Source organism: Psychrobacillus sp. AK 1817 (genome assembly GCF_008807035.1).
Taxonomy (GTDB): Bacteria; Bacillota; Bacilli; order Bacillales_A; family Planococcaceae; genus Psychrobacillus; species Psychrobacillus faecigallinarum.
The window spans coordinates 1,725,908-1,742,646 of the sequence record NZ_CP031739.1; the positions used below are offsets into that span (position 1 = coordinate 1,725,908).

The window sequence follows — 16,739 nt, forward strand, 5'->3', positions numbered from 1 at the left end:
GCTGCTTGATCTATCTCTTGTCATACAGATGAGTAATTGGAAAGTGTTTATATTCTATCATTTCTGAAATCATCCATTTAACCAATAGTATATGGACATGAATTCTTATTAAATTTATGGAATGCTATAAGAATCTATTTGAATCTTTATATTTAAGTAGCCTTTATACACTATTTTAGCCCCTTAGAGGCTAGTTAATCTTATAGATGAGCATTTATACTAAAATGTTAATTTTCACTCTTAAAACGCCTAAAACAGGGTGAAAAATTACATCAAAAAAAGCACAATACACGAATAGGTGTATTGTGCTTTACATATATTATTAAACGAGTTGAACTGCTTTTTCTGTGTTTTCTGTTCCAATACGTTCGATGTCTGCACCTAAAGCTGCTAGCTTTTTGTCAAAATCAACGTATCCACGATCTAAATGGTAAAGTTCAGTTACACGAGTTACGCCTTCTGCAACTAGACCTGCAATGATTAGAGCTGCCGCTGCACGAAGATCTGTAGCTGCTACCTCTGCACCTTGAAGGTTAGATGGGGAATCCATCATGACAGAGCGACCTTCGATTTTCATGTTTCCGTTCATACGTCTAAACTCTTCCACATGCATAAATCTGTTCTCAAATACAGTTTCCGTAATGATACCGGTACCATAGGCTGTCATCATCAATGCCATCATTTGCGATTGCATATCTGTAGGAAAACCTGGATGTGGCATAGTTTTGATGTCTACTGATTTCAAGTTTCCTTTAGAACGCACACGTAGCCCTTGGTTCTCTTCAGTAATTTCCACACCCATCTCTTGCATTTTAGATATTAGAGCTGTCATATGCTCTGGTACTGCATTTTCAATTAATACATCGCCTTTTGTGATGGCTGCTGCAACCATGAAAGTACCAGCTTCAATACGATCTGGGATAATATGATGCTCAGTGCCATGAAGTTCTTCAACTCCCTCGATACGAATAGTATCAGTACCAGCACCTTTTACTTTACCGCCCATTTCATTGATAAAGTTTGCTAAGTCTACGATTTCCGGTTCTTTAGCAGCATTTTCGATAATCGTTGTTCCTTCAGCTAAAGCTGCTGCAGTCATAATATTTTCTGTAGCGCCCACACTAGGTACATCTAAATAAATTTTAGCACCTTTTAAACGTCCAACAGTTTTCGCTTCTACAAATCCATGACCAAATGAAATCTCTGCACCCATTGCTTCAAAGCCCTTTAAATGTTGGTCAATAGGTCTTGAACCAATAGCACAGCCCCCAGGAAGAGCTACTCGAGCAAAACCATTGCGCGCAAGAATTGGACCCATAACAAGGATTGACGCTCTCATTTTGCGCACATATTCAAATTGTGCTTCACTTGATAGTCTTTGCTGTGAGTCAATAATTACTTCGTTGTGCTCTGGGCTATATTTGATTTCTGTATTTAAACTTTTTAATACTTCATTTATCGTCAAAACATCTGCAAGTGTTGGTACATCTTTAATCACATTTTTCCCTTTTGTCGCGAGCAAAGCTGCTGCAAGTACAGGTAATACTGCATTTTTAGCACCCTCGACCCGTACGTTACCTTTTAACCTTTGGCCGCCTTTAACAACAATTTTATCCACTTAGTTCCCTCCGCGTTCATAATCCTCTTAAGCTAATATATAAAAGAAATATGTATGGTGTTGTTTTTTGTTATTTCAAAACAATATCATCATACAACGTATTTCGACTATATACAAGCACCGAAAACCCTATTTTCTTGTCCTCTTTTGGTAAATTTTCTTAGTCTATTATACGTAATACCCAGTCTTTTCGTGTAGATATTTATAAATTACCCCACATGTTATGTAATAAACATATTCGACAGCATATTTCCCAGGAAATATGAGGAGATTCTACATGCTCATACAAACTTGTCCATAATTTGCATGAGCATGCAGGATCTTCTACTAAAATAAGTACTGTAATTGGTTAGACCAGGAAGTTAAATTTAAAAAGAAATTAGCTACTGTCGAGCCTAACATAATACTTACCAAAATAAAGAAAAGCTGGGCTTGAAATACATGATTCTTTTTAATAAATTTGTCCACCATAAGAGCTTGTAATGCATAAAAAGAAATACCGATAAAAAAGATATTAGCTAATATAGCGATAACAGCTTGCTCTGAAGTCAAAAGACCCATTATTTTCCCTCCAGTTTTTAAAAACGAAAGCCTTCCTAGAACGATGTACTGATAAACAAAACAATTAACATGTTTATGTTATTGTCGTTTCAAAAATACCCTCGTCAAATTACTGTAAAATCTACCACTTTTTATAGCAAGAAATTCAAAGCTCCCAAATCTAACCATAAAGTTTAAAGACCCTCAAATTAGGAAAAACACTTAGCAAAGCAAGTACATTCTTAACAGTCAAGAAAGAAAAAACGGACAGAAATAATCTCTGCCCGTTTTATCAAAAAAACAATTATAATCTACCCTCATAAGCGTTGATACGATTAAGCGCTCTCTTCAAAGCAAGTTCAGCACGATTAAAATCAACTGATTCTTGTTTACTTTGAAGTAGTTCTTCTGCACGTTTCTTCGCTTCTTGAGCACGAGCTAAATCTATACTTGAAGCAATTTCAGCGGATTGAGCCAAGATTGTAACCTTTTCAGGACGAACCTCAATAAATCCGCCACTCACTGCTACAAATTCTGATTTACCATCTTTTTTCAATTTAACCGAACCAATTTCAAGTGGTGCAACCATTGGAATATGGCCAGGTAAAATACCGATTTCACCCGATGCTGTTTTAGCGATAATCATGTCTATTTCAGAATCGTATACCGGGCCGTCGGGAGTGACAATATTGACTGAAACTGTCTTCATATTTTTACCTCCAGGTCCGATTTATTATACTTCTACGCCCATGCTTTTCGCTTTTTCCACAACTTCTTCGATACGTCCAACTAAACGGAATGCATCCTCTGGTAAATGATCATATTTTCCTTCAAGAATCTGTTTGAAGCCTTCAACAGTTTCTTTAACAGGAACATAAGAACCTTTTTGACCTGTAAATTGTTCAGCAACATGGAAGTTTTGAGATAGGTAGAACTGAATACGGCGAGCACGGTTAACTACAACCTTATCCTCGTCTCCTAATTCATCCATACCTAGGATCGCAATAATATCTTGAAGCTCTCTGTAGCGTTGTAAAGTATATTGTACTTGACGTGCTACTTCGTAATGCTCTTGTCCTACTACTTCAGGAGAAAGCGCACGAGAAGAAGAAGCTAATGGATCTACCGCTGGATAGATACCCATCTCAGATAATTTACGCTCTAAGTTTGTTGTTGCATCTAAGTGAGCGAATGTTGTTGCAGGAGCTGGATCCGTATAGTCATCGGCTGGTACATAGATCGCTTGGATAGATGTAACAGAACCTGTATTAGTTGACGTGATACGCTCTTGAAGTGCACCCATTTCTGTAGCAAGTGTTGGTTGGTAACCAGCTGCTGAAGGCATACGGCCTAAAAGTGCTGATACCTCAGACCCTGCTTGTGTGAAACGGAAGATATTATCGATGAATAAAAGTACGTCTGCACCTTGTTCATCACGGAAATATTCAGCCATTGTAAGACCAGTTAGTGCAACACGCATACGTGCTCCTGGTGGCTCGTTCATTTGACCGAATACCATTGCTGTTTTCTTAATAACGCCAGAATCGCTCATCTCGTGGAATAAGTCATTTCCTTCACGCGTACGCTCTCCAACACCAGCGAATACTGAGATACCGCCATGCTCTTGAGCAATGTTATTGATAAGTTCTTGGATAAGAACTGTTTTCCCTACTCCGGCACCACCGAACAGACCGATTTTACCACCTTTAATGTATGGAGCTAAAAGGTCTACTACTTTGATACCTGTTTCAAGAATTTCAACTTCAGTTGAAAGGTTTTCAAATGTTGGTGCTTGACGGTGAATTGGGTCACGACGCTCAGCAGTAGAAATTTCTTCTCCTAAGTCAATTACTTCACCAAGAACGTTGAATACACGTCCTAAAGTTACGTTACCAACTGGAACAGAAATTGCTGCGCCAGCATCTAATACCTCTGCACCACGTTTAAGTCCATCAGTAGATGACATCGCAATTGTACGAACTGAGTCATCACCTAAGTGTAAAGCTACTTCTAAAGTTAATGTAGTAGGAGCTTCATTTGGACGTTCAATCGCTACAGTTAATGCATTATAGATAGCTGGTAAGTGGCCGTTGTCAAACTTAACGTCAACAACTGGACCCATTACTTGTAGTACTTGTCCTTTGTTCACTACTGTTCCCTCCTGTCTTACTTTCTTTCTTTACCTATTCTAGAGCCGATGCACCGCCAACAATTTCCGTAATTTCTTGCGTAATCGCAGCTTGACGTGCTCGGTTATATACTAACGTTAAGTTACTAATCAAATCAGTTGCGTTGTCTGTTGCAGATTTCATAGCAGACATACGCGAAGCATGTTCACTTGCTTTACCGTCGAGTAATGCACCAAAAATTAGGCTTTCCGCATATTGTGGAAGAAGTACTTCTAAAATCGCCTCACTAGAAGGTTCGAATTCATAAGAAGCAGTTGAGCCTGTAGTTTCTGCTGCAATATCCGTAAGCGGTAGCACCTTTTTCTCAGTTACCTCACTGGAGATGGCACTTACAAAGTGGTTATAGTACATATAAAGTTCATCATATGTACCATCCGTGAACATACCAACAGCTTTGCGCGCTATTTCTTTAACATGCGAAAAAGAAGGTTGGTCTGGTAACCCTATCACTTCTCCAATTACGTTTGAACCACGTTTTACGAAGAAGTCACGTCCCATGCGTCCAATTGCAAAAATTACATACTCATCCTTTGAAGCATGGCGTTCAGTAATAGCATTCGCAACAGCACGTATAACATTACTGTTATATGCCCCTGCTAAACCACGATCAGAAGTAATGACGATATATGCAGTTTTCTTTACAGGTCGATGAGTTAACATTGGATGTCCACTATCACTTGTTCCTGAAGCAATGGAGCCTACTACCTCTTGCATTTTAGACATGTAAGGAACGTATGCTTTCGCATTTTCCTCCGCACGGTTCAATTTAGAAGCAGAAACCATTTGCATAGCTTTTGTTATCTGACTTGTTTTCTTAGTTGACGTAATTTTATTTTTAATGTCGCGTAAAGATGCCACTGGTATTTCACCACCTTATTGTTTTTTTCACTTAGACAAAGATATTATTCAGATATAGCAAAAGTTTTCTTGAATGCAGAGATTGCATTGTTTAAATCCTCTTCTGAAGGAAGATCTTTTGTCGTGCGAATATGATCTAAAACGTTTGTGTGGTTTGAATCTAACCAGCTACTAAGTTCAGCCTCAAAACGAGAAATATCTTTAACTGGAATATCATCTAAATGGCCACGTGTTAGAGCGTATAAAATAATAACTTGTTTTTCTACTTTAATAGGAGAGTTCAAGTCTTGTTTTAATACTTCTACTGTACGTACACCACGATTAAGTTTAGCTTGTGTTGCAGCATCTAAATCTGATCCAAATTGAGAGAATGCTTCAAGCTCACGGTATGCAGCTAAGTCAAGACGAAGTGTACCGGCAACTTTTTTCATTGCTTTAATTTGAGCTGATCCACCTACGCGTGATACGGATAAACCAGCATTGATCGCTGGACGTACACCAGAGAAGAATAAATCAGATTGTAAGAAGATTTGACCATCCGTAATAGAAATTACGTTTGTTGGAATGTAAGCAGAGATATCTCCAGCTTGTGTTTCAACGAATGGTAATGCAGTGATTGAACCTGCACCTAATGTTTCATTTAACTTCGCAGCACGCTCAAGTAGACGGCTGTGTAAGTAGAATACATCCCCTGGATATGCTTCACGACCTGGAGGACGTTTAAGAAGTAATGAAAGTTCACGGTATGCAGCAGCTTGTTTAGATAAATCATCATAAACGATTAATACGTGCTTACCTTCGAACATAAATTCTTCTGCCATTGTTACACCAGCATAAGGAGCTAAGTATAATAATGGAGCTGGAGCAGATGCAGATGCAGTTACAACGATTGTGTAATCTAAAGCACCTTTTTTACGAAGTGTTTCTACTACATTACGAACAGTCGATTCTTTTTGACCGATTGCTACGTAGATACAAATCATATCTTGGTCTGCTTGGTTAAGGATTGTATCAATCGCAACAGATGTTTTACCTGTTTGGCGGTCACCGATGATTAACTCACGTTGTCCACGCCCGATTGGTACAAGAGCGTCAATCGCTTTAATACCTGTTTGAAGTGGTTCATGAACAGATTTACGTGCCATAACCCCTTGTGCAGGACTTTCGATTGGACGAGATTTTGTAGTTGCGATAGGACCTTGTCCGTCAACTGGTTGGCCAAGTGGATTGACTACGCGGCCAATCAATTCTTTACCAACAGGAACTTCCATAATACGGCCTGTACGACGTACTTCATCGCCTTCTTTGATGTCTGTGTATGGTCCAAGGATAACGATACCAACGTTATTCGCTTCCAAGTTTTGTGCCATACCTAACACACCAGTTGAGAATTCTAAAAGCTCTCCAGCCATGACGTTGTCGAGGCCATGAGCACGCGCGATACCGTCACCAATTGTAATAACCGTACCAACGTCGCTAACTTTCATCTCAGATTCATAATTCTCAATCTGCTGTTTAATCAAGACACTGATTTCTTCAGCTTTGATGCTCATGTATGTCACCTCTCATAATTCATAATATTAACCGATCAAGTTACGTTTTAAGCGATCTAGCTTAGAGCTAAGAGTGCTGTCGTAAATGCGGTTTCCGATTTGAACGCGGATACCACCAATAATTGATGGATCTACGATGTTTTGAATGCGTAAAGATTGTTTCCCTACATTTTTTGCAAATACAGATGAAACGTTTGCACGTTCTACTTCTGTTAATTCGCGTGTTGTATAGACCTTCGCTTCAGCAACACCTTGTGCTTCATTGGAAAGTGCCATATACTCTGAAATAATATCAGTAACTTCATGTAATCTTTTCTTATCAATAAGCACTAGTAGTGTATTGATAACGATTGGATTAGCGTTTGAGAAGATTTCTCGGATTAGCGCTTTTTTCTTGTCTAAAGAAAGCTTAGGAGATGTAAACAATGTTTTCAAATCCTTATTGCCTTTCCATACAACATTAAGCTCACGTAAATCATTTTCAACCGATTGAAGTTCATTTTTTTGTTGTGCTAGTTCGAACAACGCGATGGCATAGCGTTTTGCTGCAGTTGAATTACTCAATTAACTTCGCCTGCCTTCGCAATCGTTGCCTCGATCAGCGCACGGTTATCTTCTTCCGAAACTTCTTTTTCAAGAACTTTAGCTGCTGCAAGTACTGATAGTGAAACGACTTCTTCTCGTACCGCTGCAATCGCTCTTTCTTTTTCTGTATCGATTTCACGAATAGCAGATTCTTTTAAACGCGCAGCTTCAGAGCGAGCAGTTGTGATAATTTCTTCACGTGATGCTTCCCCTTGCTTCTTCGCATTTTCTACAATCGCTAACGCTTCTGTGCGTGCTTCTTTTAGTAAGTCACGTTGTTCTTCAAGTAAACGTTGAGATTCTTGGCGGCTAGTTTCTGCTGCTTCGATTTCACTCGCGATCAACTCTTCACGCTGTGTCATAATCCCCATTAAAGGACCCCAAGCCACTTTCTTCAATAAGATCATCAGTAAGATGAAGAAGAATAATGTAGCTCCAATATCCAAAACATTTAACCCATTATGGGTCTCACCAGCACCAAGTGCGAGGTATTCAAAAGACACGATTGTTTCACTCCTTTCAAACGCTATTAAGAGATCTTACTTATATAATGTTTAAACTTTTGTTTATTATTTTCTAATTCAGGTTTTATTCATAAAGAGAATGGCGGAGTTAGTTTCCGCCATTATTGACTTTATTTATACATACTATTGGTTTAATACGATGAACGCGATAACTACTGCGATAATCGGCACGGCTTCAACTAACGCTACCCCGATGAACATAACTGTTTGTAAAGCTCCACGTGCTTCTGGTTGACGAGCAATACCTTCTACTGTTTTTGAAACGATTAGACCATTACCAATACCTGCACCAAGTGCACCTAAACCAACTGCTATAGCTGCTGCTAAAAGACCAACTGAACCTACCATTGTTTAATTTCCTCCTTGGAATGTTGTTTTTATTTTTTCTGCTTAGTTTCCTAAACAGTTATATTAATGGTCTGCTGACACTTTATGTGACATATAAACCATTGTTAACATAACGAAAATGAACGCTTGGATTCCACCGATAAAGATAGAGAATCCTTGCCAAGCCATTGCTGGGATAATTGCACCAACAAAGCCAAACCAGCTCGCTGTTGCTAAGCCTGCAATAAGACCTAATAATACTTCCCCTGCATAGATATTTCCGTAAAGACGAAGACCAAGTGTCAACGTATTTGCGAATTCTTCTATAATTTTAAGTGGGAATAATACCGGCATCGGTTTTAAGTAGGTATCAATATTGTACTGTTTGAAACCTTTCATCTTAATACCGTAATAATGAGTTAAAACGATAATCATCACTGATAGTGTCATTGCAATTGTTGGATCCGCAGTTGGTGATTTCCACCAAAGTACTCCGTCATACGAAATTGAAAACGGAAGTCCAAGCAAATTGGCTATCGCGATAAACATAATTAATGTAATCCCTAGAATATGGAATCTACCGCCTGTTTTCCAGTCGAGATTACTTTTGATAATTCCTTTCACGAAGTCCATAATCCACTCCATGAAGTTTTGCATACCCGTTGGTTTAAGCTTCAAGTTTCTAGTTGCAATAAATGCAATTAAGAAAACAACTAGAGAAGTTACAAACAACATAAGGATGTTTGACCAGTTCCCTGTCATACCCCAAAGCACAAACTCTGGATTTGAGTGTCCCACGATTCTTTCACCTCTCTTTCACATACTCATGGCTGATTTCTAACTAACAAAATGCGTTCCACAATAAGTAGAACATAGGGAATCATTAATCCGATAACCGTGCTGATAAGATGAATTTCATCTGGGAAAAGAAGTGCAATAGCAACGGCAGCAATACCAGAGGCAAATCTAAAGCTTGTCCCTAAGCGTGCTCGACCTTTTTCACCCATCATCACACGATCAAATTTCTCCATTCTACGTACTAGTATCCAGAAATTATACAGACCGAATATGGAACCTACTGCTAAGCCTGCAAAAATGGAAGAATACGGCGTAAATGCCCACCCTAACACACATAACGCAAGCAAAAAAAATATGCACTTCTTTTGCCTCGTAAAAATACGTTGCATTTCTAGCATTGGTCTAATCTCCTGAATCATATTTTCGAATGGTAGTAAGGATTGTCAATGCGCAAAGCAGGCAGTAGACAATTTACTAAAAGATTGGAGTGGTTCCAAAAGTATGATCAATCCACTTTTTGTGAATACCTATCATTATAGAACCGACAAGCTGTGAGAGAATCGCTGAATAATGAGCTATCCCTTGTAACGGACGTCAAAATGACGCATAAAAGTATCCTCACGTTTTCCTTGAAATAAGTAAAAACTGTGAATCTAGTAGAAAGTTGATACATCAAGTGTTCCACGCATGAAACCCCTATCATGATTATCCTAAGTAAGCATACAATAGGGGCTATTTGATGTCAATTGCTATCAGTGAAAAACTTCACGTAGATGATTAGATTGACAATTTATCGACAAATTTTAAAGAATATTGTAGAAACTTTTTCTTCATAATCAATTTCATTCATAAATTCTAAAACTTATCATCCGTTTAGACACATTTTCACAGTCTTATCTTCCATCTGTATAATAAGTTGACATGCCTTAAAAAAAGGACAAGTCAGCTGATTGCTACCATTGCTTAAACAACCGAATATCTTTAAGAGAGATTCAATTTTACTTTGTTCCAAATAAGCGATCTCCTGCGTCTCCAAGACCAGGCACGATATAACCATGATCATTAAGTTTCTCATCTAGTGCTGCAATATAAATATCAACATCTGGGTGAGCATCTTGAAGTGCTTTTACGCCTTCTGGAGCAGCAATAAGACACATGAACTTAATGCTCATAGCACCGCGTTTTTTCAGAGAGTTAACTGCTTCTATTGCAGAGCCTCCAGTTGCTAACATTGGGTCTACTAAGATAAAGTCACGATCAGCAACATCTGCAGGAAGCTTAACGTAGTATTCGACTGGCTTCAATGTTTCTGGATCACGATAAAGTCCGATGTGACCTACTTTTGCAGCTGGAATAAGATTTAACATGCCATCAATCATTCCAATACCTGCACGAAGGATTGGAACTAGTCCCAATTTCTTTCCTGCAATTACTTTAGATTTCGTAAGTTGAACAGGAGTCTCTACTTCTACTTCCTCTAAAGGAAGGTCACGCGTAATTTCAAAGGCCATCAATGTAGCAACCTCATCTACAAGCTCACGAAATTCTTTTGTACCAGTTTTCACATCACGGATATATGTAAGTTTATGTTGAATCAGTGGATGATCAAATACGTATACTTTAGCCATTTAACATCTCTCCTTTTGTTGTTTTTACATCTTTGTCATTATACCAAAAACGATACACATCATACCACTAATCCTAGGGACTTAATATTTCGTCTATTTCATTTATAGAAACAACAGCCTTAGATTGTCCTTTGGTTCAAGCGATTAGCAGGAATATATTTGCTTTTGGGATAAAATCAAACAATCATATGCGCAACCTATTTAATCATAGTTAAAGGAGACTTATGATGTTGTCATAAGCCTCCCTATTATCAATTAATTATATAGAGGGAATTTATCAGTTAGAGCTTTCACTCTTTCTTTTGCTTCAGCAATTACAGAAGCATCCTCGTGATTTTTTAATAGTTTAGCAATAATAGAAGCGATTTCCTTCATTTCTTGCTCAGCAAAACCTCTTGAAGTTACAGCTGGTGTACCAATACGCACCCCAGAAGTGATGAATGGGCTAGAAGTATCAAAAGGAATAGTATTTTTGTTTGCAGTAATACCAACCTCGTCTAGTACATGTTCTGCTACTTTACCAGTTAGTCCTAAAGCAGATACATCTAATAGCATTACATGGTTGTCTGTACCACCAGATACAATACGTAGACCTTCTTCTGTTAAACTATCTGCTAGAGTTTTAGCATTAGCTACAACTTGCTTTTGGTATTCTTTAAATTCCGGTTGAAGAGCTTCTCCAAAGGCAACTGCTTTTGCAGCGATTACGTGCATTAGCGGTCCGCCTTGGATACCAGGGAAAATTGTTTTATCAACTTTCTTCGCAAATTCTTCTGTAGTTAAAATCATACCACCACGTGGGCCACGTAAAGTTTTATGTGTTGTAGAAGTTACAAAGTGTGCGTGTGGCACTGGATTTGGATGAAGACCAGCGGCAACTAGACCTGCAATATGAGCCATATCTACGAATAAATAAGCTCCAATCTCGTCTGCAATTTCACGGAATTTAGCGAAATCGATTGTACGTGAGTAAGCACTTGCCCCAGCAACAATCATTTTAGGCTTATGCTCTAAAGCTATTGAGCGAACTTCCTCATAATCTATCATTTCGGTTTCTTTATTTACTCCATATTCAATAAAGTTATATTGAATACCACTAAAGTTAACAGGAGAGCCATGTGTTAAATGTCCACCATGAGATAAGTTCATACCTAGAATAGTGTCACCTGGTTGAAGAGCAGTCATATAAACCGCCATGTTCGCTTGGGAACCAGAATGTGGTTGTACATTTGCATGCTCTGCCCCAAAAATTTCTTTCAAACGATCACGAGCAATATCTTCTACTACATCTACATGCTCACAGCCACCATAATAACGTTTGCCCGGATAGCCCTCTGCATATTTATTTGTAAGAACAGAGCCCTGAGCTTCCATTACAGCCTCTGAAACAAAATTTTCTGACGCAATTAGTTCAATATTTGATTGTTGACGTTTTTTCTCCGCTAACATTGCCTCAAATACCGCTGGATCTTGTGATTGAATTTTTTCCACTTCTAGTTCCTCCTCTAATATCATCCGTAAAATGCCCGTGCCCCACCAATTAGCTTTGGACGGGTTGTTGCAATGGTAATAATCGCTTCTCCAACCTTCTTGATAGATACACGTATCGGTACAGCAACGGGTTGTAGCTGCATACCAATCATAGTTTGACCAATATCAATCCCTGCCTTGGCTTGAACGCTTTCTACTACTACAGGCTCTTCAAGCTGTGTGTACGCATATGCAGACATGGAACCCCCTGCGCGAACTACTGGGATAACAGAAACCTCTGGCAGTCTATAGAGCTGCTGCGTTTTTCTTTCCATCGTTAGAGCACGGTTGATGTGCTCACAGCCTTGAAAGGCAAGATGGATTTTATTTCGTTCAGCAAAAGCCTTAATTGGTTCAAATAAAACCTCAGCCACTTCTAAACCGCCAGCAGTTCCTATCTTTTCCCCAATGACTTCAGAGGTAGAGCAGCCAACGACAAACAAATCATCCTTAGAAAAAGTAATTTGCTGCTCTACTTCCAGGAGAAGCTGTTCCATTTGTTGTTGCCACAAATTTTTTGCTTCCATCTGAAATCCCTCTATTCAAGCTTATTTTTCTAATGCTGAAATTTTTTCAATACGTCGTTCGTGACGGCCACCTTCAAATTCTTGAGCTAACCAAGTAGCTACGATTTCTCTGGCAAGTCCTGGACCAATCACTCGTTCTCCCATAGCGAGAACATTTGAGTCGTTATGGCATCGTGTAGCTTTAGCAGAAAAAACATCATGCACTAATGCACAGCGAATGCCCTTCATTTTATTAGCAGCAATGGACATCCCAATACCTGTTCCACAAATTAAAATTCCGCGATCATATTCCCCACTAGCTACACCCTCTGTTACTGGTGCCGCATAATCTGGATAGTCAACAGAATCATTCGTTTGTGGACCAAAGTCCTTATAGGAAAGACCGAGTTCTTCAAGCTGCTGAATAATTTCTTTCCGAAGATTATTCCCTCCGTGATCAGAAGAAATTGCAATTTTCATCTTGTTCCCTCTTTTCTGTTTAGTACTCAACCCAATCATAACATCTTTTTGAGCAAAAAAATACAACTCATATAGTATGAGTTGTATCTGTTTTTTTAACATACCTTTTTGATATGAATTATTTGGAAGAGCGGTCAAATTGAGAGATTACCTTGAATAAATCTTCCGATTGATGCTTCAAGTCAGCTGCTAAAATATCAATTTCTTCTATAGAACGGGCTTGTTCATCTGTAGCACTTCTTACTTCCTCAGCACCAGCTGATGTCTCCTCCGCAATAGCTGCAACATCCTGTGATTGGCGAGCAGTGCTTTCAATATTAGTCAGCTGTTTTTCAACTAATGATGAAATCTCGACTACTGACTCAGCCATTTCATGAATTTTTATAGTCATTCCTTCGACTGCTGCGTTTGTCTCAGATACTCGTTTTGCTTCATTAACAGCAAAGCTAACTTGGTTAGTCATTTGCTGTACGACCGTTTTAACATCCGTTTGGATTGCTAATATTAGTTCTGAAATTCCTTGAACAGCCTTCGCACTCTCATCGGCTAGCTTACGAACTTCCTCTGCTACTACAGCGAAGCCCTTACCATGCTCACCTGCACGAGCAGCTTCAATAGAAGCATTTAAAGCAAGTAGATTAGTTTGGGCTGCTATATCCCCAACTAATTGAATAATACTTTCCACCTTCCCAGCATTCTCTTCCAGCTGGTGGACATTACCTAAAGCTGACTCACTTCCTGTTGCAATCTTTTGGATTCCACTGACAAGTGATTGTATGACTTCTGTTGTCTCCGAAAGCTCTGTGATCATTTCTTTTGAATGTATAGAAGATTTTTCTGCACGCTTGTTTACCTCGGATGCTAGCACTCGAACATCCTCGACAGACTCTGCAGTTTCTTGGACTGCTATTGCCGATTGCTCTGCTCCCTCAGAAATTTGAGCAATTGTGGAGGCAATGGCCTCCGCTTGTTCAGAGGCAACTGACGATTCCTCAGAAAGCTTTTGCACACTTTTATTTGTTTTATCAAAATTCTTTTCGATACTTTGAACCATTTCTCGCAGGTTTTCTAGCATCGTTTGAAAAGCTATAGCAACTGATTGTATTTCATCTTTTGAGTTTGGTACTTCCACATCGACTCCTATTTTTCCTTCTGAAGCAAGAGTGGCAACCTTTTCTAGATTAAATAAGGGTTTGATAATAAGTCCACTGAAAAAATAAGCTAAAAGGCCTGACCAAAAAATTCCTAACGCATATGTAAGAATTTCAAATTGAATTGTTCCAATATTAATGTCTAAGGATTGCAAATAAGGCTGTACATAATTAATAAAGAATGCACTTGTAGAGTAAGTAATTAAAGCAAGTACCGTTACAAATAGAACAATTTTCTTTTGAATGCCAAAAGCGTTCCTCTTTCTCTTTTCTTTCATCCCTTTTCCCCCTATAGTCTCTTCACTAGTTCCTCTGTTAATACATTTAGTTCTTCAAATGTTTGTTCATATATACCTATATTCCCACCAAAAGGATCCATTACATCCTGTATATCGTCCGGAGTTGCAAATTCTTTATACATATAAACCTTAGAAATTGCTTCTGGAAAGGCATAAATAATAGCTTGCTTATGCGCAGCAGTCATCGTTAATATAAGATCTGCCCACTCAACCGTAGACGGCTGTAAAGATGAAGACTTATGAGCAAAAGGAACTCCTTTATTTTCTAGTACTTTACGACTGTTAGCGGACATGTTCTCGCCGTCCGAAGCATAAATACCTGCGGATTGAACTTGTATGTTTTTTAGATTTTTAGATTTTAAAATAGCCTCTGCCATGGGACTTCTACATGTATTACCAGTACAAACAAATAAAATATTCACTGCGATCATTCCTCGTCTCTATTATATATTGGATTACGAATATACTTTGATATTATTGTATGTTTTGAAGTGTTAATAGGCCCATTGTTAATAGAACTACACCTGCAAGCTTCATAATGATTCCTCTGTTCATCACTGTCTTTTTAAATATAATCTTCTGGGCAATTATTACGCCGACAAATGCGAAGAATCCAGAGCTTAGTATAAAGATTAGCTTTTCCACTTGAAGCATACCAAATGAAATACTCACAGAAAAGGTATCTAGACTTGCCACTATCGCTAATACGAAGGGGGGCATGATCGGAGTTTCTTTTGGTGATTTGGATAGTACCATTTGAAGTCCAACCAACGAAAGAAGAACCCCTGACAAATAAGGACTTGCCTGCTGTAAGTAGGTTTGTACTAAAACACCTGCATAATATCCTATTAAGGGGAAGAGCATATGTAATGATGCCACCCAAGCCGCAAGAGTCAAAACCTGTTTTCTATATGATACAAGAGAAAATAAGATAAGTACATCGACCGACATTAAGAGTCCTGCTATTATTTCTGTCCACAAAAAAATCTCTCCCGTCTATTTGCATAATTAAATGTATGCAAAAAAAGGGAAGAGAATACAAATTATAGACAACCTTTTTTAAAGAAGGATATATTTCTATCTATATAATTGTTTTACGTAAAAATATGGACAATAGATGGCAGATTTCCGCTTTGGATGGACGCTTTCCGTGGGGTGAACGATTAGCCACCTCTTATATGTATCACTTATCCCACTGGAGTCGCCACCTGTCGCTGTAATCATAAGTAATTTATGTCTTGATGCATAGGTTATTTATAAATACATATAAAAAATGAGCAGGAAAATGAATCTACAAGCTCATTTTTCTCCAATGTCCCTTTTTTACTAAAGCTCCGTTAGTCAAAGAAGAAATCCCATAAATAAGCAATTCTCAATAATTTTTATGTAACTACAATATTTTCTTTAATATTAATTCATCATTTAATGGAATCCCTTCATGTCCTATTAAAGGTATTGAAGGTTTTAAGCTTCGTGCCTTGATTACACCGTTAGGAATAACAGACGTTATTCTGTAACCTCTTTTTTGATAAAATTTTAAAGCGTTCAAATTATCATTTGTTGTTACTAAACTTACTACTTGTATTTTTTTCTGCTTTGCTATGTATTCAACACTTTTCATTAATGAAGATCCAATACCTTTCCCTTCTTGGAGACTATCTAACGAAATAATCTCCATTTCATTATCTTTAATGACATAAGTAACCAAACCAATAATCTGATTAGTTCCCTCAAAAATGAAACCATCCAATGTATCACATTGATAAACACCTGTTGAAATTACCATTTCAGTGCTTCCCCAATGCTCCTTAAAAAATGAAACAACCTTTTCTCTATTTACTATCGTTATTTCTTTAATACTCAATTGAATTCCCCCATTCTCTTAATATTTAATATAAGATTACTTTATCTATTTTAAAATACGATAACAAATTTTATCATTTCCTTCCTCAACTAAAATGCACCTTTCAAATAAGAAAAAAGCTTTACTTCTTCAATTAAAGCACTCATTTGTTGATATTCTTTGTACCATCCTTTTACTTCTTATCGGGAAATAAAAAGGAAATCAACGTTAGAAAAACCCCTAGCCCTAGCCCAGTCCATTTGAAAGCATCCAGTGTGTTTTCAGATATATTCAGCACTATACTTAAAAG

Annotated in this window: 19 protein-coding genes; all 19 read right to left on the reverse strand. The window is 38.1% G+C overall.

Annotation, left to right across the window (positions count from 1 at the left end):
• Positions 1–322: 322 nt before the first annotated feature.
• The 19 genes from murA to D0S48_RS08710 all read right to left on the reverse strand — a co-directional run bounded on the left by murA (position 323) and on the right by D0S48_RS08710 (position 16,450).
• A complete protein-coding gene (gene murA / locus D0S48_RS08620) occupies positions 323–1,618 on the reverse strand; it encodes a UDP-N-acetylglucosamine 1-carboxyvinyltransferase (RefSeq protein ID WP_144540493.1) in 1,296 nt (431 codons plus the stop codon).
• Between the two features lie 327 nt (positions 1,619–1,945).
• Positions 1,946–2,179, reverse strand: coding sequence for a DUF1146 family protein (locus D0S48_RS08625; RefSeq protein ID WP_144540496.1), 234 nt, complete (start codon positions 2,177–2,179; stop codon positions 1,946–1,948).
• A gap of 283 nt (positions 2,180–2,462) precedes the next feature.
• Entirely contained in the window at positions 2,463–2,867 is a 405-nt protein-coding gene (locus D0S48_RS08630) for a F0F1 ATP synthase subunit epsilon (RefSeq protein WP_144540498.1), read from the reverse strand.
• Positions 2,868–2,891: 24 nt separating this feature from the next.
• Positions 2,892–4,307 carry a F0F1 ATP synthase subunit beta gene (gene atpD, locus D0S48_RS08635; protein WP_144540500.1) on the reverse strand — a complete coding sequence of 472 codons (1,416 nt, stop codon included), beginning with the start codon at positions 4,305–4,307 and terminating at the stop codon, positions 2,892–2,894.
• 34 nt (positions 4,308–4,341) lie between these two features.
• Positions 4,342–5,205, reverse strand: a complete 864-nt coding sequence (locus D0S48_RS08640) for a F0F1 ATP synthase subunit gamma (RefSeq protein WP_144540502.1) — start codon at positions 5,203–5,205, stop codon at positions 4,342–4,344.
• Positions 5,206–5,249: 44 nt separating this feature from the next.
• Positions 5,250–6,758 (reverse strand): F0F1 ATP synthase subunit alpha, encoded by a 1,509-nt coding sequence (atpA, locus tag D0S48_RS08645; RefSeq protein ID WP_144540505.1) that lies wholly within the window; start codon positions 6,756–6,758, stop codon positions 5,250–5,252.
• A gap of 27 nt (positions 6,759–6,785) precedes the next feature.
• Positions 6,786–7,322, reverse strand: a complete 537-nt coding sequence (locus D0S48_RS08650; RefSeq protein WP_151111295.1) for a F0F1 ATP synthase subunit delta — start codon at positions 7,320–7,322, stop codon at positions 6,786–6,788.
• Positions 7,319–7,846 carry a F0F1 ATP synthase subunit B gene (gene atpF, locus D0S48_RS08655; RefSeq protein WP_144540509.1) on the reverse strand — a complete coding sequence of 176 codons (528 nt, stop codon included), beginning with the start codon at positions 7,844–7,846 and terminating at the stop codon, positions 7,319–7,321. The genes D0S48_RS08650 and atpF overlap by 4 nt, the downstream gene beginning before the upstream one ends.
• 144 nt (positions 7,847–7,990) lie before the next feature.
• Positions 7,991–8,215, reverse strand: coding sequence for a F0F1 ATP synthase subunit C (gene atpE / locus D0S48_RS08660; RefSeq protein ID WP_144540512.1), 225 nt, complete (start codon positions 8,213–8,215; stop codon positions 7,991–7,993).
• 63 nt (positions 8,216–8,278) lie between these two features.
• Positions 8,279–8,992: a F0F1 ATP synthase subunit A gene (gene atpB, locus D0S48_RS08665; RefSeq protein WP_144540513.1), complete on the reverse strand. Its 714-nt coding sequence runs from the start codon at positions 8,990–8,992 to the stop codon at positions 8,279–8,281.
• A gap of 26 nt (positions 8,993–9,018) precedes the next feature.
• The gene (locus D0S48_RS08670; RefSeq protein ID WP_144540515.1) at positions 9,019–9,390 is read right to left on the reverse strand and encodes an ATP synthase subunit I; all 372 of its coding nucleotides are present in this window, start codon (positions 9,388–9,390) and stop codon (positions 9,019–9,021) included.
• A gap of 600 nt (positions 9,391–9,990) precedes the next feature.
• A complete protein-coding gene (gene upp, locus D0S48_RS08675; protein ID WP_144540517.1) occupies positions 9,991–10,620 on the reverse strand; it encodes a uracil phosphoribosyltransferase in 630 nt (209 codons plus the stop codon).
• A 255-nt stretch (positions 10,621–10,875) separates the two neighbouring features.
• Positions 10,876–12,111 carry a serine hydroxymethyltransferase gene (gene glyA / locus D0S48_RS08680; protein ID WP_191963899.1) on the reverse strand — a complete coding sequence of 412 codons (1,236 nt, stop codon included), beginning with the start codon at positions 12,109–12,111 and terminating at the stop codon, positions 10,876–10,878.
• A gap of 20 nt (positions 12,112–12,131) precedes the next feature.
• A complete protein-coding gene (locus tag D0S48_RS08685; RefSeq protein ID WP_144540524.1) occupies positions 12,132–12,677 on the reverse strand; it encodes a TIGR01440 family protein in 546 nt (181 codons plus the stop codon).
• A 21-nt stretch (positions 12,678–12,698) separates the two neighbouring features.
• Positions 12,699–13,136 carry a ribose 5-phosphate isomerase B gene (gene rpiB, locus D0S48_RS08690; RefSeq protein ID WP_144540527.1) on the reverse strand — a complete coding sequence of 146 codons (438 nt, stop codon included), beginning with the start codon at positions 13,134–13,136 and terminating at the stop codon, positions 12,699–12,701.
• A gap of 118 nt (positions 13,137–13,254) precedes the next feature.
• On the reverse strand, positions 13,255–14,565 hold the full coding sequence (locus tag D0S48_RS08695; RefSeq protein WP_151111299.1) for a methyl-accepting chemotaxis protein: 1,311 nt from the start codon (positions 14,563–14,565) through the stop codon (positions 13,255–13,257).
• An 11-nt stretch (positions 14,566–14,576) separates the two neighbouring features.
• Complete coding sequence (locus tag D0S48_RS08700) at positions 14,577–15,017, reverse strand: low molecular weight protein arginine phosphatase (protein ID WP_225215891.1); 441 nt, start codon at positions 15,015–15,017, stop codon at positions 14,577–14,579.
• Positions 15,018–15,060: 43 nt separating this feature from the next.
• Complete coding sequence (locus tag D0S48_RS08705) at positions 15,061–15,567, reverse strand: manganese efflux pump (RefSeq protein WP_151111303.1); 507 nt, start codon at positions 15,565–15,567, stop codon at positions 15,061–15,063.
• Between the two features lie 409 nt (positions 15,568–15,976).
• Positions 15,977–16,450 carry a GNAT family N-acetyltransferase gene (locus tag D0S48_RS08710; RefSeq protein WP_151111305.1) on the reverse strand — a complete coding sequence of 158 codons (474 nt, stop codon included), beginning with the start codon at positions 16,448–16,450 and terminating at the stop codon, positions 15,977–15,979.
• Between the last annotated feature and the right edge of the window lie 289 nt (positions 16,451–16,739).

Excerpts from the sequence above, each read along its gene's own strand:
- D0S48_RS08670 (WP_144540515.1), bottom strand. The coding sequence starts at position 9,390 with ATGCTAGAAATGCAACGTATTTTTACGAGGCAAAAGAAGTGCATATTT.
- D0S48_RS08625 (WP_144540496.1), bottom strand. The coding sequence starts at position 2,179 with ATGGGTCTTTTGACTTCAGAGCAAGCTGTTATCGCTATATTAGCTAAT.
- D0S48_RS08630 (WP_144540498.1), bottom strand. The coding sequence starts at position 2,867 with ATGAAGACAGTTTCAGTCAATATTGTCACTCCCGACGGCCCGGTATAC.
- atpA (WP_144540505.1), bottom strand. The coding sequence starts at position 6,758 with ATGAGCATCAAAGCTGAAGAAATCAGTGTCTTGATTAAACAGCAGATT.
- upp (WP_144540517.1), bottom strand. The coding sequence starts at position 10,620 with ATGGCTAAAGTATACGTATTTGATCATCCACTGATTCAACATAAACTT.
- D0S48_RS08700 (WP_225215891.1), bottom strand. The coding sequence starts at position 15,017 with ATGATCGCAGTGAATATTTTATTTGTTTGTACTGGTAATACATGTAGA.
- D0S48_RS08685 (WP_144540524.1), bottom strand. The coding sequence starts at position 12,677 with ATGGAAGCAAAAAATTTGTGGCAACAACAAATGGAACAGCTTCTCCTG.
- rpiB (WP_144540527.1), bottom strand. The coding sequence starts at position 13,136 with ATGAAAATTGCAATTTCTTCTGATCACGGAGGGAATAATCTTCGGAAA.
- atpE (WP_144540512.1), bottom strand. The coding sequence starts at position 8,215 with ATGGTAGGTTCAGTTGGTCTTTTAGCAGCAGCTATAGCAGTTGGTTTA.
- D0S48_RS08695 (WP_151111299.1), bottom strand. The coding sequence starts at position 14,565 with ATGAAAGAAAAGAGAAAGAGGAACGCTTTTGGCATTCAAAAGAAAATT.